Below are 14,629 nucleotides of genomic sequence, written 5' to 3' on the forward strand. Positions count from 1 at the left end.
GTCCTTAATGAATTTTGCTGCCCAGGGTCACCACGCCGTCCGCTTTTTCGCGGCCCAGCCAACTGGTCCAACCGAGGCGACAGGCGTTCTGCTCACCGATGCGCAGTTCGCGGATTTCTTCCTGGCGCAGGACCAGGCGAATGTCGTAATCGAGCGGGTCACGCAGGGTGAACCGCACCAGCGCGCAGAGCGGCTGGTAACCGAAACCGATCGGCAGGAATTCATGGAATCGCTGCCAGTCGAGTTCGGTGATGTGAATGCGGAATTTGCCGCTGCGATCGCGTACGTGCTCGCCCAGCACCAGGTCTTCGCCGAGCACGCTGTTGGCGCGGCCCAAACGATTGCGCTGCTCTTCGAGAATTTCTACGCGGCGTTCGATGCACTGCTCGATGACCAGGTCTTCGTGCTTGAAGTAGTAACGCAGCACGGCTTCGATCAGCGCCGCCGAGTGCGCGCGCAGGCTGAGCAGGCCGAGGTACGGCAGCAGGCGTTTCCAGTTGAGTTCCTTGGCCTTGCGAATCTCGTCGCCGCCCAGGCCGATCAGGGCGAACAGCTGCGAGGAGAACGGGTCAATCGCGCCACTCTGGAAGCTTGCGCGATATCGGTATTTGCGCCAGATCGGCAGCATCAGCCGTTGCAGGCGATGGTGAAACAGGTCGAGGAAATTGCGTGTCGGGTTGCCGTCCTCGCTGTCGCCCAAGGCTTGCTCGCCGTAAAACGCCGGCAGCGGCGAACCTGAGCCGACCAGGCCAATCAGGTTGAAGCGCATGCGCGCGCGCATCTTGCCGTGCTCTTCGAAAAACTCGACGCGATCGACGTCGCTGCGCGGAAAGCCCAGGCTCGGGTTGGCCTGGAACTCGACCTGGTCGTACAAATCGTCTTCGCTCAGATGTGGATGTGCTACGCGCAGCCGGTCGATCACCAGCAGCACGGCCTGAAACAGCGAGTACTCGCGTATTACCTTGGTCAGCCCGCTTAGAGCAGGGGCTGCAGGCCCATACGTGGTGTCCATTGGTACACCTCTCCCTGTGTGCTTTTTACCCGCAGCTCATGGAATGAATTGAGACTGGCGTAAAGCGCGAAAAACTCGTTGAGAACCGAAGCGAAGACGAACAGATCGCCCTCACCGATATAGCCTTCCGGGTCGATGGTCAGTTCGGTACGCAAACCGCGCACCGGCAGACCGCGATGCAGTCGGTCGACGTGGTGATGCTTGATGTGCTTGAGGCCGCCGAGCAGGCGCTTGCTGACCTTCTCCGCGTGCTGGTCGTAGTAACGCGGCAGGTCGTAGGTCTCCAGAATCACCTTCAACGCATTGACGTCGGCCAGCGACAGATAGTTGAGCGACATGTTGCTGATCAGCTTCCACAGGAAGTCACGGTTCAGCGGCGGCGCGAAGCTTGAGGTGGCCGGGGTGATGTTGCGGAAACTGAGGAATTCCGGGGTCTGCTCGCTGGCCATGCAGATGTCGCCGAGCTTGAGCTTTTTCGGCAGGTTCTGATTGGTGCACATCAGCTCGATCGACAGGGTTTCGTGGGCTTCGGTATGGCGGATGCCGAAGCTCAGGTAAGTGTCGAGGCCGTCATGCAGCAAGGACGAACGCTGGCGAATGCTGTAATGCGGACGGCTGTTGGGGACGTCGAAACTCGGGTCGTGCTCGAACGATTCGAACGGCACGTACTCCTGATATCCGAGGCCGCCGGGCTTCCAGCCGGTCACGGTTTCCACCGAGAACACACCGCAGTTTTCCAGGTCGTATTCCGCCGGCAGCAGCAGGTATTCGTCCTGCTTGCCGTCGAGACGGATCGGCAGTGCATCGTGGGCAAACAGGTTGGCAATCGGCGTGCAGAACAACTTGACGTTATCCAGCGTCGGGCGCATGCGCATGATGCCGCTCTTGCGGATGTCGAAGCGCAGTTCGAGACCACGCATCTGCTTGAGCGTGTCTTCCGGCAGCGCCTTGAGAATGTCCAGACCGTTGACGTCGACGAAGAGGAATTTGTCCTGGAAGGCGAAGTATTCCTGCAGGTAGCGATAGCCACGGAAGGTGTTCAGCGGATACGGGATCAACGCTTCTTCTTCGGCAAAGCCCACCGGTTTGACCCGGTCGCCGGGAATCTTGAACGCCATCGGCTTGCCGCTGACGCCATCGATCGGCTTACCAGCGCCGTCGAGCGGGATCAGCTCGATGCCGTCGAGGTTGCGCAGCAGGCTCAGGTAGAGCATCTGGCTGATGTAGCGCTCACCGGCAAAGTGCAGGCGCAATTTGCTCAGCTCCAATTCGCCGAGGTGGCCGTCGGCACTCATTTCCAGGCGCAGGCTGAGCAGCGAGCCATCCCCCTTCACCGAATAATTCAGCGCCGCCAGATCCAGCGGCAGCACCTCGGTCGGGTAGCAGGTGCGGAAACGGCAGCGCACGTCTTCGATCGGCTTGCTCTCGATCGGCGTATCGCGCTCGACCAGCAGCGCCGGCCCGGAACGCTTGAGCGGGTCGAACTGCAAAATGCTGAACGCTGGCAGCGGGCGCATGTAGTTCGGCCACAGCAGCTGCATCAGCGAGTGGCTGAGCTCCGGCAGCTCGTCATCGAGCTTCTGGCGCAAGCGCCCGGTCAGAAACGCGAAGCCTTCCAGCAACCGCTCCACATCCGGATCCCGCCCGGCCTGCCCCAGATACGGTGCCAACGCCGGACTACGCTCGGCGAAACGGCGACCGAGCTGGCGCAGTGCGGTGAGTTCGCTTTGGTAGTAGTGGTTAAAGGACACGGGGTACCTGCCTGGTAGTGGAACTCATCAAAAAAATATCCTGTAGAGCGCGACCGTTACGCCGGCACAGACATAGCCGCCAATCAGCAGGAACGGCACAACCGAGATCCAGCCGTACGCCATGTAAGCATCACTCAGCGGACGGACGATCAGACTGAACAAGCCATACAGCATCCAGGGCACGGCATAGAACGGGATGAACTTCACTGGCGCCCACCAAACCATCCGCAATGCCTGTTGCTCGTTCCGGCGCTGCGCCGATCGGGACATCCACAGCGAGAAACCCAGAAGCCCGGGAACGCCCCACCACAACAGGTACTGCCAATAAATTCCGGACGACTCGGATGTTAAATACTCGCCATTCCACAGGTCATAGGAAGTAATCGCCAACACCGCCAGCAGTGGCAGCCACAATGCAGCCATGAAGAAGTTAAGTTGTGCGCGACTGAGCATGAGCATTTCGTCTACTGAGTCGGTCATCGACGAACCTCCACAGCGTAATCCGAGCACCATGTGCGGACATCACGCTTGTCGAAGCCTGCGCACCGATTGTCTTTTGCGATCAAGCGATACGAATCTTCGGGGACGTACGCAAAAAAGTAATAGTTGTCTCCGTCCTCACCGTAGAGCCAGTAAGACGAAGAACCTTGATTGATTTCGTAAGGTTCGAATGTCCAGATGGACGACTGCGCGGGGATAAAATTTTCGCGCTCCATCAACAACATCAAGGCGTTGGAAAGCGCATGCGCAGAAAAATAGAGCATGCAGGCGAACGCTCCCACCACGAGTAGCAAGCGCTGCAGCCAAATCATTCCAAAGCGACCTGAATTGGTCATGCGTCCGTCTCCTGCCCCGGGGTCGCTGGCACATATTTGTTCATCGCTGCGCAACTCCCTGTTTTTGCGGCGTGATCGCGACACCCGTATACACATAGAGCTCTTCACCGCCGTAGCCACCAATCGCCGCAGCGCTGAGTGGATGGCTGTCCGTGGTGCCATATCGAACCCAGCCCTCAGTCCACATCCCGCCATTTTCGTGGCGAATCTCCACGTAATAATCCGGTGCTTCGTACTTGGTAATCTCGACGAATACCCCACCATCCTCGGCGCCAATCCACAACGCGTGGGGATGAGCGAACAGCTTTGGTTCGGTTGAGCTTTCCATTCGCAAAAGCAACGTCAAGCCGACCACAATCGTCAGCAAACCGACCGAGCTGAGAAAAGCGATGAGGCATTGCCAGGCTCTGAGTTTCATCGAGCCAACCCGAACGAGTGCTTCATGGGCAGAAAGCCCCCGTGTCGACCGTCCACGAACGGACAGCTTTTTCTTCGGTTTTTTTGATGCTCGCTACTGCCTTTCGCAAGGTCTGTGCGTCAATGGACTTAGTCCCGTTCTGGCTTTTGATCGACAGGCTGTACTGGTCCCTGATCTGAACCGATACGTCTTCACCGAATGACTGGTAGTTGCCGATGGAACTGCGCTGGTTCGGGTTTAACGTGAAACTGCGTGGCTGATCGTCATAGTTGGAGTCGTTCGCCAGCGTCAACTCCAGTGGTACTCCACAAGTGTTCAGCAGGTAAACATCATTGCGATAGACCTGCTGCGCAGCGCATGCAGTCAGCGAAACGAAGCACGCGAAGAGGCTTACCCATCTCATCATCAAAATCGTCCTTGGCAGTTTCACGGACAAACCGATGCCTCGCTGATTGTCCACTCGCGCTGTGTCCCTTGACTGACCTTCTGTACGCCACTCAGGCGCCTCTTCAACTCCAGAGCGCCGATGATCCTGGTGCCAGCAGCATCGTTGATCTTCAACAGATAGTTATGCGGGATCTGCTCCATCACATCCTCACCATAGGAAGCAAAACTCGCGACCATGGCACGGGAATCCGGTTCGGCAGTCATGTGGCGATCCTGCGAATACATGTTCGAGCCGTTGGAAACCCTCATTGCCAAGCGCTGGCCACAGCGGTTTTCGACATACACATGGTTGTTGTACACCTGCTGAGCAGCACAGCCATAAAGGGAAACGAACGGCAAGATGAGACCGGTCAACCTAGTCATCGAACTCGACCCTTGCCAGCCAAAGCAAGCTTTTGACGTCCTGTTCAGACGCCGCCATTCTCTTTTGCAGATCAGCGGAGGACTGCGTGTAACTGCTGAAGTAATGCATGACATCCACCTCGCCGGCGTTCGGCGTCGGGTGGTTGTCCTTAGGGTTTTGCATCAATGTGGATGTTTCTTTGTGAGTCCAGGAGTAACCGGGGATGATTCCCCCACCGTACTCATTGAGAATCAAATGACCAAACTCATGAGCCGACGTTTCTTTGAACTCTTCTCTGGCAATGTCTCTAGCGAACTCTGGAGTTCGACGTCGTTGAACAACGTAGCTTTCATAGGCATAACCGGCGTTGTGATAAACCTTTCTTGCAATCGCCAGACTGGTGGAACGACCGAAGTCCGCCGACAGCGAATCAATCAAAGGGAAATCCCCGGCTTTGGGCTCGACGTTGATCTCGGTTTTGACCGTGACTTTGTACAGGCCTTTGCTGGTCGTGATGCCCTCAGCGATACCGCCGCCGCGTGAGCCATTACGCGACCAGTACAACTCGATACCTTCCTTGGCCCAGCCGAGTAACGTGCTGAAAGGCGTGGGTACCAGTCCGGGTGTGGAACCACTACTGCCGCCGTCTGAAAAGCTCGGGCGTAACGTGACCTCAACGGTCTTGGCGTTGCGGTCGATGCGCGCATCGACCCACTTAACCTCTCCAGCCGAGCAATCAAGCTTCACTTCAGTCACGTGCTGTTTCCCCGCCCCGGTCGCGGTGAGGCGCACTTTCAGGTTCGGGCTTTTCAGGACTTTGGTATCAAGGATGCCGGCCGTGTCGTAGCCGTCCCATTGCCATGGATGCTTGCCTGGTGGCAGGAACGGCGCGGTGTTGGCTTCGGCGTAAACCAGCTTTTCGCCGTCCAGCACTTCCAGCTTCACACTGTCAGCTGCGTCCATGCGGTTCTCGACAACGAAATCGACCACCTCACGGTTTTTCGATGTTCCTGATTTCAGCTCGTCGAAGTCTGGAATTTCCAGCGGCGTCAGTACCGAGTTGCCACCGGACTTCAAACCCAGTCGGTAATCCAGCGCCGCGACAACCGCTATAGCGGCAAGCCCCGAAAATGGCGCTGGCGAATGCGAATTACCGATAATCACCGTCCCTGAACCCGCCGTAACCTTGTTCCCGTGAGAGCCAACGGAGCCGACTGTGGCGGCCGGTTTTCCATTGATCAACACAGTGGTCGCCAAGCTGCCGGACATCGCACCACCACACGCCGAGGCATCGCCTTGGCGGGCGGCCGCGAGGCCGTCGAAGAACACGTCGCCGGAACCGGCGGCGATCGGGTTGGTGCCATGGCCGGGGAGCGGGCAAGCGGTGGGGTCGGATACGCGTGCTGCGGGTTTGCCAGACATCGGGATCTCCTTAGGTGACCTTGACTTGTCCGCTGCCATCCAGGCGCGCGGAAAAACTGACCTGACGCTTGAACCCTTCAATTTCCAGCAGGCCTTCGATACTGAAGGCCAGGCGAAGCTGATCGTGGTCACGCGGCAGGGAAATGACACGCACGTTGCTCAGGCGCGGTTCGTAGGCTTCGATGAAGCTTTCGATGGCCAGGCGGGCCTGACTCAGCGAGTCGTGCAGGCTCAGGCGCATGTCATTGAGATCGGGCAACCCGTAGTCGGCCAGCGTTTGCACGCTGCCGGCCCGGGTGCTGAGCATTTTGGCCAGATGGGCAGCCACCGACGCCATGGCAGAAACCTCGAGGCTCTTGCCATTGCGTAGTTGTGCGTCGCCGTTGAGGCGTTCGAACAGGCTGCCGTATCCGTCCATGAGTTGCTCTTACTCTTTGTCCAGCTTGCCAACCAGCGACAGGGTGAAATCGGCACCCATGTACTTGAAGTGCGGACGCACGTTCAAGCTCACGCGGTACCAGCCCGGCTCACCTTCAACGTCGCTGACGATCACTTGCGCAGCGCGCAGCGGACGACGGCCACGGACTTCGGCGCTCGGGTTTTCCTGGTCGGCCACGTACTGACGGATCCACTTGTTCAGTTCCAGCTCGAGGTCGGTACGCTCTTTCCACGAACCGAGTTGCTCGCGCTGCAGCACTTTGAGGTAGTGAGCCAGGCGGTTGACGATCATCATGTACGGCAGCTGGGTGCCGAGCTTGTAGTTCAGCTCTGCCGCCTTGCCTTCTGCGCTGATGCCGAAGAACTTCGGCTTCTGCACCGAGCTTGCGGAGAAGAACGCCGCGTTGTCGGAGCCTTTGCGCATGGTCAGGGAAATGAAGCCTTCCTCGGCCAATTCGTATTCACGACGGTCGGAAACCAATACTTCGGTAGGAATCTTGGTTTCGATTTCTCCCATGCTTTCGAAGTGGTGCAACGGCAGGTCTTCAACCGCGCCACCGCTCTGCGGGCCGATGATATTCGGGCACCAGCGGAATTTGGCGAAGCTGTCGGTCAGCTTGGTGCCGAACGCGTACGCGGTGTTGCCCCACAGGTAGTGCTCGTGGCTGTTGGCAACGGTTTCCTTGTAGACGAACGACTTGACCGGGTTTTCTTCCGGATCGTACGGGTTGCGCAGCAGGAAACGCGGCACGGTCAGGCCAACGTAGCGGGAGTCTTCCGAAGTACGGAAGCTCTGCCATTTGGCAAATTGCGGGCCTTCGAAGTGGTCTTTCAGATCTTTCAGATCCGGCAGGCCGGTGAAGCTTTCCAGGCCGAAGAATTTCGGGCCGGCGGCAGCAATGAACGGCGCGTGGGACATGCACGAAACGCTGGCCACGTACTGCATCAGCTTGACGTCTGGCGAGCTTGGCGACATGTAGTAGTTGGCGATGATCGCGCCCACAGGCTGACCACCGAACTGGCCGTATTCAGCGGTGTAGATGTGCTTGTACAGGCCCGACTGCATGACTTCCGGCGAATCTTCGAAATCGTCCAGCAGGTCTTCTTTGGAGACGTTGAGGATTTCGATCTTGATGTTTTCGCGGAAATTGGTGCGGTCGACCAGCAACTGCAGGCCACGCCACGACGATTCCAGCGCCTGGAAATCCGGGTGGTGCAGGATTTCGTCCATCTGACGGCTGAGCTTGGCATCGATCTCGGCGATCATGCGGTCGACCATGGCCTTCTTGACCGGCTCACCGTTGTTCTGCGGCTTGAGCAGTTCTTCGATGAAGGCCGACACGCCGCGCTTGGCGATGTCGTAGGCTTCGTCGTCCGGAGTCAGACGGGTTTCGGCGATGATGCTGTCGAGAATGCTGTATTCGCCGCTGGCGGCGCTCTTCTCTTGTGCTGCGCTAGTGCTCATTGTGTTGGCTTCCTTGGCAAGAGTCTCAGGCGTCCGGGGCTGCGGCGTTCAGGCCCAGCTCACCGAGTACGCGACCGCGGGATTCGTCGTCGGCGAGCACGCCTTCGATCGCTTTACGGAACGCAGGAGCGTTACCCAGCGGGCCTTTGAGGGCCACCAGCGCATCGCGCAGTTCCATCAGTTTTTTCAGCTCAGGCACTTGCTCGACCAGGCTGGCCGGGTTGAAGTCCTTCATCGAATTGACGCGCAATTGCACGGCCAGCTCTTCAGCCTCGCCATCTTCCTGCAGACGGTTCGGCACGCTCAGCGTCAGACCCAGCTCTTGCTTGGCCAACACTTCGTCGAAGGTCATCTTGTCGATGCTGATCGGCTTGCGATCTTCGATTTTGCGATCGTCCTTGCGGTGGGTGTAGTCACCGATTGCCAGCAGCTTCAGCGGCAGTTCAATCTCTTCCTGAGCACCGCCGGTGGCGGGTTTGAAGGTGACGTTGATGCGTTCCTTGGGGGCTACCGAGCCTTCTTTGGCCATGGCTTTTCTCCTTGCGGTTGTGGCCCTGGGGCCTATTCGAGTACCACTTCGAGATCGAGGTGGCACAGCCTGCGATAAATCTCTTCCTTGCTTTCACGTACGGCGTGGTTCTGCGGCAACAACTCGCAGCAACTGTGCAGCAGGTGCAGCACTTGCAATGCAAGATCGGGCTCCCAGGCGTGCAGGCCTGAGTCCTGTAATGTCTGATCGAGGGTTTCGAGCTGGTTCTTGGCCAGTTCGTATTTCTTGGCCAGGAAACACAGCCGCGCGAGGGTGAACTGCCAGAAGAAGCGTTCACGGCCACCGTGGGCAGATTGCAGACCCTGCTTGAGAATCTGCACGGCCGGCTTCAAACCTTCCTTGCGCAGGATCGGCTGGACTTCCTCGAGGGCTTTTTCCCACGCCGGCTGGGTTTCGACGTTCTCGCTTTCGACCTTGCGCGGCGCGCTGGCGCTTTGCAGGTGCGGCATGACATTGGCGGCGATCCACGCCCGGGTGGACGGATCGGCAAACGGCGCGCCGTCATGGAAGCGCAACTCGATGATGCCCGGCAGGCGCTGAATCAAAAGCGCGAAGTGGATTTCCACTTCGCGCATTGCCAATTCGGCGTTGAGGTTCTGGAGACATTCCCAGACCATCCTCTGGCCATCGAACCAGAACGGCGCCTTCGCCAGGCTCGCCTCCAGTTCCACCAACAGGTCGGCGTATTTGCCCTGATCGAAACGGTCCTGATAGAGCTTGAGCTTTTCCAGCGGCAGGCCGCGCAATACGGTGATCTGCTCGGCGTTGCGCTCGGGCACCGCGTCGATGGTCATCCACAGCAAGGTACGATTGAGGCGCAACGCGCGCAGGTCAGTGGCCTTCTGCTTGAGCCACCAGGCGCACAACGGCCGGGCGCTTTCCTGCTGGGCACGCAGGGCCTTGTGCGCATCCCTTTCGTTGTCGATCGGCGCGCCTGGAGTGAGCAACTGGCTCGCCGCCTGCTTGACCTGCGCCACCGCCGCGCCCACCACACCGGGAGCCGGCTGGTTGTCGGCGGCGCGCTGGATCATGGTTTTCAGGCGGCGGGAAATCGGCAGCAGCAGCGGCGCATCATCGCCCAGATGTTCAGTACAGGCGGCTTCGAGACCGGCCAGGTGCTCGGAGAGCTGCCGGAACATCGGCAACTGCTCTTTGATCGCAATGTTTTCGGTAATGACCTGCTCGAGACGCGGCACCAGCCAGCCAATCGCGGCGGCACGGGTGCGGGGTTTGAGCGGGCGGACGTCGGCCCAGTTGTTTTCCGACAGATGGTGCAGCAGACCGAGTCCGGCGAGCAGGCCTGGGAAGGATTCACGCTGGTACAGCGACCAGGTCAGCCAGGCGCCGACACGCAGATCCTTGGATTGGGTACGCAGCAGATTTTCGCTGTTTTCGCGGATTTTCAGCCAGTCGATCTGCCCGCTTTCGTGCATCGACGAAGCCTTGGCCAGCTCACTTTCCAGCGCCTCGAACTCGCTCGAAAAACGAACGTCTTCGCCCGCGAAATTCTCTTTGGAAACAGAGACTTTTGCGAGTTCGAGGTAATGGGCGGAAAGTTTGCTTGAGTAGGACATCCATGGCCTTTATTAAGGATTACAGTCGTGCGGGCGAATGCAGTTTCAGCCACGCGGGACAGTATCGAAGAGCAGTTCAGCGACTCATCCAATTGAGATGTGCTCTTTCAAGTGGGCGCATCGTAATCACTATGATGGCCACTAGCAAGCATCTGATTAAACAACAAGACGAACTGTTCATTGAGGTCTGCAGGAGATCGCCCTATATGCCGCAGGGGTTTCCCTGATGCCGCTTATTAATCAGCACATTTCCCCTGCTCCCGCGAAACCGTTGACCCAGAGCCTCCCACCCAGCCGGGCGAGTTTATCTGACGCTCGTATCCTCGAGCGGCGTGCAGCATGACAAATTCAAAAGAAAATAGAAGTAGGACACTTCCGAAAATGACCGATTGCCATCAAGAAGTTTCCAACGACAACGATGATCGCAAAAAGTGCCACTATAATGATGGCATTTCATTATTCTGAAACTTTCCTCACTGTCAAACACCGTCAAGTCGATAGTTATCGAAGCGGCGTCCTACAGACACTTCACTCATTCCCCCGACACTTTCAAACCCGGAATACTCTGACAAATGTCAGGGATACTTCTTACATCAATTAGTTTGCCGCGCCGTTAGCTTGCCTTGGCAACTTTTCATGCGCGGCGATCAGGGAGGAACGGTATCGCGCTCTGACTCATTTTGCTTAAGGACAAGCCCATGTTCGGCAAAGGCCACTGCGCGCCATTCTCACTGCACATCCCGGCCATTCGTCACGACTTTCAGGTGCTCGCGTTCACAGGTACAGAAGCGATCAGCCAGCTGTACGCTTTTCGCGTCGAGCTGGTGAGCGAACACGCGGATTTTGATTTGGAAAGCCTGCTCAGCCAGCCCGCCTTTCTGCAGTTCGGATTAAGGGATGAAGGCATTCATGGGCGGATCGAAGATGTAATGCTGGGCGAGACCGGAAAGCGCCTGACCCGATACGAGCTGACACTGGTGCCGGCGCTTCACTATCTGCAACTGAGCCAGGACCAACGGATTTTTCAGCAGCTGACAGTGCCGCACATCATCGCGCAAGTGCTCAGAGGGCATGGCATCCAGGCCGATGACTTCACATTCAATGTCGCCGCCGGCGAGCCACGTGAATACTGCACGCAGTACGGCGAAAGCGATTTCCTGTTCATCCAGCGCCTGTGCGCCGAAGAGGGTATTGCCTGGCATCACCAGCATTCGGTCGACGGGCATTTGCTGGTGTTCAGCGACAACCCGGTGTTCGCGCCCAACTTGGGTACGACACCCTTTCAGGTTGATAGCGGCATGGTCGCCGAACACCCGGTGGTCAACCACCTGACCCTGGGCTTCAACACACGCACCAGCACTGTCACCCGCCGCGACTATGACCTGAAGCGCCCCAACCTGCTGCTGGAAAACCGTTTCACCGCCGAGTTCAGTCCCGAGCTCGAAGACTACCGCTATCCGTTGTTGATGACCTCAGAGAGGTCCGGCAAACAGCTGGCGCGTCAGACGTTGGAGCGCCACCGCAGCGATTACCAATGGATTGAAGGCAAAAGCAATCAGCCGATTCTGCGCAGCGGTCACCTGTTCGATCTACGCCAACATCCTCGGCCGGAGTGCAACGAGTCGTGGCGGCTGCTGCAGCTCTCTCATGAAGGCAAGCAACCAGGCGTGCTCGAAGAGGTCTTCAGCAGCGACGATGCCCATGCTGCCAATGGCTTCACGCAGGGTTATCGCAACACGTTCAAGGCTATCCCTGCGGATGTGTTTTACCGCCCGCCACTGCCCGCGCCGAGGCCTCTGCTGGTTTGCCAGACCGCAAAAGTCACCGTGCCACCGGGGGAGGAAATTTTTTGCGACGAGCACGCACGGGTTCGGGTTGAGTTCCCCTGGGACCGCACTGAACGCAACAGCGAGAAAAGCAGCTGCTGGCTGCGCGTAGCCTCCAGTTGGGCGGGTGATGGATTTGGCGCAGTGGCCATACCCCGGGTTGGAATGGAGGTGGTCGTGACTTTTCTGGAGGGCAACCCGGATCACCCCTTGATTACCGGCTGCGTCGCCAACAAGGTCAATGGTGTTGCTCATCCCTTGCCGGCGAGTCAGACCCGAACGGTGTTGCGCAGCCAGAGCACTCCGCGCAATGGCGGCTACAACGAACTGTCGATCGAGGATCGCGCCGGGCAGGAAAAAATCTACCTGCGGGCCCAGCGTGATCTGGAGCAACTGATCCTCAACGACAGCCGCAGCCTGATCACGCGCGACCGCCATGAGCATGTCGGCAATGACAGCACCAGCCTGATCGAGGGCCGGGATTCGCGCACTCATCAAGGGCTGCGCAGCACACTGATCAATGCCGATGACATGCTGACCGTCAGCGGCACCAGCAGTCAGACCGTTGGCGCCCTGGTGATTCAGGCCGGTCAACAGGCGCATGTCACTGCAAGCAACGTGGTGATTGATGCCGGCATGAGCCTGACGCTGTCAGCGGGCGGCCATCACATCGTGATCAATGCCGCCGGGATTTTCAGCAGCGTGCCCATGGTAGAGGGCGGAGCGCCGCTGCCGGGGCTCGCGCCGCTACAACCGCTACAGGCAGAGGCCGGTCTGGCTCCTCCGATCAACGCCACACCGCAGTCGATCATCAACAGTGCCCGCCTGCAGGCGGCGGACTATTGCCCGCTGTGCGAAGCCTGCGCGGCGGGTCTGTGCGAGCTGGGAGAAGTCGCATGAGCCCGGTCGCACAATGGTTGCACGCGCAATCCCGCGCCGGCTGCGATCTGTATCTGATGCTCGACACCGACGATCAAAGCGCAGAGCACGCTGCGCTGACCCGCGACCTCGGCACCGCGCGGTTTCGCCCGCTGTACACCGGCACGCCGGCCGAGTCGCTGGCGCCAACCGGCCCGCTGCTGTTGCAGATCGATACGGCGCAGCATCCCGCCATCCAGGCCTTGCTCGCCACGCCCGAGCGCAATTGGGGCTGGCTGGCCAGTGCCCGTCATGGCGAGCTTGATCTGCTGGCCGCGCACTGGCGCGAGCGCCTGATCACCGGCGAACGCCCGAATCAGGCGGTGTACCGCGTGCATGACAACCGGGTTCTGGGCCGTGCGCTGGCGCACCTGCAACCCCAGCACCGCGCGGCGTTTCTCGGGCCATTCAACAGCGTCTGCTATTGGCACGCAGAGCGATGGAACGCCATCGACAACCCGGACCCCGGCCACCACCCGCTGCCGATGGATCCGCCTTGGCTGCACACGCCGACCCCGGAGCTGATCTACGCCAACGTGCTGTTCGACAACACCCGCCGTTACCTGGTCGGCGAACACACCGAAGCAATGGCCACGCTGGCCGAACAGCTCGACGTCGATGAGTGGCTGTGGGGCCTGATTCAACTGACGCACTTGTGGGGCTGGCAACAACCGGAGCAAGTGCATTTCTTGCTGACCCGCAGTTTGCAGTTACCGGGATATCGGCCAGGCAAATCATGGCTGCCCAAACCCGGTGAAGATCCGGCGATGCATTTTGAGCGGGTATATCAGGAAGCGTTGTATTGGCAGGGAGAGGTAGGTCGATGAGGAACTTGAAACGAGGGTTGCTGCTGAGTGGATGCCTGGGATTGCTGGTGGGTTGTACGACGGTGAAGACCCCGAACACGTTTACGTTTGTTCCGGATTTTCCGCCCGGATTCAGGTACGACCTGACGGCCACCTATGTTCCGGCCAAGGGCCAAACATGCACCGTGCCTGGCGGGAGAAACACTCAGCTGGGATACAACAAAACCAATATGAAGTACGAAGGGACTTCCGAGATCCCGCTGTACAGAACCGTAAGCGAATGTCCTCTGGCGCTGAATTACATCGAGATCAAGGTCATCGGTATTTATGGTTCAGGGCGAAGCAACTTCAGTTATGACTACGCCTCGATTGCTGTGCGTCCGGAGTTGTTGGAACGACAGATGGGTAGTTTCAGAGATGACGAGACAGCTGAGTTCTTTGGTGAATGCATGTGGTCTTTTCGCACGGTGGGCCCGAAGCGTTATCTGATCAAACTGCTGACCTGCAAAAAAATGGATGCACAGGGCAATGTCGGGCGGAGCCGTCCTTTCACGGCGTACACGCTGACTCAGCTTTCCGGAAAAACGGTGACTCTGAAAATCCAATTATCTGAGCGGGAAAAGCCCGCTTTTGGTGACACGTGGGTAAAAGTGCCCGGCGGATGGAAGCGCTGCATGGGGAAAGCCTTTGAGGATCAGGATGCGTTCTGTTTCGGCAACGACAAAGATTTCAGCACTTTCAAAATGGTCGATGGGCGGGTTTGCACCATCTACCCAGGATGCACAGAAAACACGGAAGAAAAGCCATGAACGACCGGAAAGAA

The 14,629-nt window shown here is 58.5% G+C and carries 14 protein-coding genes and 1 pseudogene; 3 read left to right on the forward strand and 12 right to left on the reverse strand.

What is annotated here, in order from left to right; all coding sequences use genetic code 11:
* Positions 1–4 precede the first annotated feature (4 nt).
* The 12 genes and pseudogenes from tssG to tssA all read right to left on the reverse strand — a co-directional run bounded on the left by tssG (position 5) and on the right by tssA (position 10,256).
* Positions 5–1,012 (reverse strand): type VI secretion system baseplate subunit TssG, encoded by a 1,008-nt coding sequence (gene tssG / locus CXF97_RS24350; protein ID WP_101161701.1) that lies wholly within the window; start codon positions 1,010–1,012, stop codon positions 5–7.
* Positions 976–2,763: a type VI secretion system baseplate subunit TssF gene (gene tssF / locus CXF97_RS24355; protein WP_101161703.1), complete on the reverse strand. Its 1,788-nt coding sequence runs from the start codon at positions 2,761–2,763 to the stop codon at positions 976–978. Before tssF ends, tssG begins: the two co-directional genes overlap by 37 nt.
* 27 nt (positions 2,764–2,790) lie before the next feature.
* Positions 2,791–3,243: a hypothetical protein gene (locus CXF97_RS24360; RefSeq protein WP_101161705.1), complete on the reverse strand. Its 453-nt coding sequence runs from the start codon at positions 3,241–3,243 to the stop codon at positions 2,791–2,793.
* Positions 3,240–3,599, reverse strand: coding sequence for a hypothetical protein (locus CXF97_RS24365; RefSeq protein WP_101161706.1), 360 nt, complete (start codon positions 3,597–3,599; stop codon positions 3,240–3,242). The genes CXF97_RS24360 and CXF97_RS24365 overlap by 4 nt, the downstream gene beginning before the upstream one ends.
* A 40-nt stretch (positions 3,600–3,639) precedes the next feature.
* Positions 3,640–4,017: a hypothetical protein gene (locus tag CXF97_RS24370; protein WP_101161708.1), complete on the reverse strand. Its 378-nt coding sequence runs from the start codon at positions 4,015–4,017 to the stop codon at positions 3,640–3,642.
* A 22-nt stretch (positions 4,018–4,039) separates the two neighbouring features.
* Entirely contained in the window at positions 4,040–4,423 is a 384-nt protein-coding gene (locus CXF97_RS24375) for a hypothetical protein (RefSeq protein ID WP_256589917.1), read from the reverse strand.
* A 20-nt stretch (positions 4,424–4,443) separates the two neighbouring features.
* Positions 4,444–4,827, reverse strand: a complete 384-nt coding sequence (locus CXF97_RS24380) for a hypothetical protein (protein WP_101161712.1) — start codon at positions 4,825–4,827, stop codon at positions 4,444–4,446.
* 1,108 nt (positions 4,828–5,935) lie between these two features.
* Positions 5,936–6,229: pseudogene (locus tag CXF97_RS28580) on the reverse strand (PAAR domain-containing protein); the annotation flags it as partial.
* Between the two features lie 10 nt (positions 6,230–6,239).
* Positions 6,240–6,647 carry a type VI secretion system baseplate subunit TssE gene (gene tssE, locus CXF97_RS24390; RefSeq protein WP_101161716.1) on the reverse strand — a complete coding sequence of 136 codons (408 nt, stop codon included), beginning with the start codon at positions 6,645–6,647 and terminating at the stop codon, positions 6,240–6,242.
* A 9-nt stretch (positions 6,648–6,656) separates the two neighbouring features.
* The gene (gene tssC / locus CXF97_RS24395; RefSeq protein ID WP_016772499.1) at positions 6,657–8,132 is read right to left on the reverse strand and encodes a type VI secretion system contractile sheath large subunit; all 1,476 of its coding nucleotides are present in this window, start codon (positions 8,130–8,132) and stop codon (positions 6,657–6,659) included.
* A gap of 25 nt (positions 8,133–8,157) precedes the next feature.
* Positions 8,158–8,661, reverse strand: a complete 504-nt coding sequence (gene tssB / locus CXF97_RS24400) for a type VI secretion system contractile sheath small subunit (RefSeq protein WP_016772498.1) — start codon at positions 8,659–8,661, stop codon at positions 8,158–8,160.
* Between the two features lie 32 nt (positions 8,662–8,693).
* Positions 8,694–10,256 carry a type VI secretion system protein TssA gene (gene tssA / locus CXF97_RS24405; RefSeq protein WP_101161718.1) on the reverse strand — a complete coding sequence of 521 codons (1,563 nt, stop codon included), beginning with the start codon at positions 10,254–10,256 and terminating at the stop codon, positions 8,694–8,696.
* Between the two features lie 698 nt (positions 10,257–10,954).
* On the opposite strand from tssA, the gene tssI reads away from it, so the two are divergent.
* From tssI to CXF97_RS24425, 3 genes are read left to right on the forward strand one after another with little or no spacing between them, the layout of a single operon-like run.
* Positions 10,955–12,982: a type VI secretion system tip protein TssI/VgrG gene (tssI, locus tag CXF97_RS24415; RefSeq protein WP_101161722.1), complete on the forward strand. Its 2,028-nt coding sequence runs from the start codon at positions 10,955–10,957 to the stop codon at positions 12,980–12,982.
* Positions 12,979–13,827, forward strand: a complete 849-nt coding sequence (locus CXF97_RS24420; protein ID WP_101161724.1) for a DUF4123 domain-containing protein — start codon at positions 12,979–12,981, stop codon at positions 13,825–13,827. Before tssI ends, CXF97_RS24420 begins: the two co-directional genes overlap by 4 nt.
* Positions 13,824–14,615, forward strand: coding sequence for a hypothetical protein (locus CXF97_RS24425; protein ID WP_101161726.1), 792 nt, complete (start codon positions 13,824–13,826; stop codon positions 14,613–14,615). Before CXF97_RS24420 ends, CXF97_RS24425 begins: the two co-directional genes overlap by 4 nt.
* Positions 14,616–14,629: the final 14 nt, after the last annotated feature.

This window comes from Pseudomonas sp. Choline-02u-1 (assembly GCF_002836515.1).
GTDB lineage: Bacteria > Pseudomonadota > Gammaproteobacteria > Pseudomonadales > Pseudomonadaceae > Aquipseudomonas.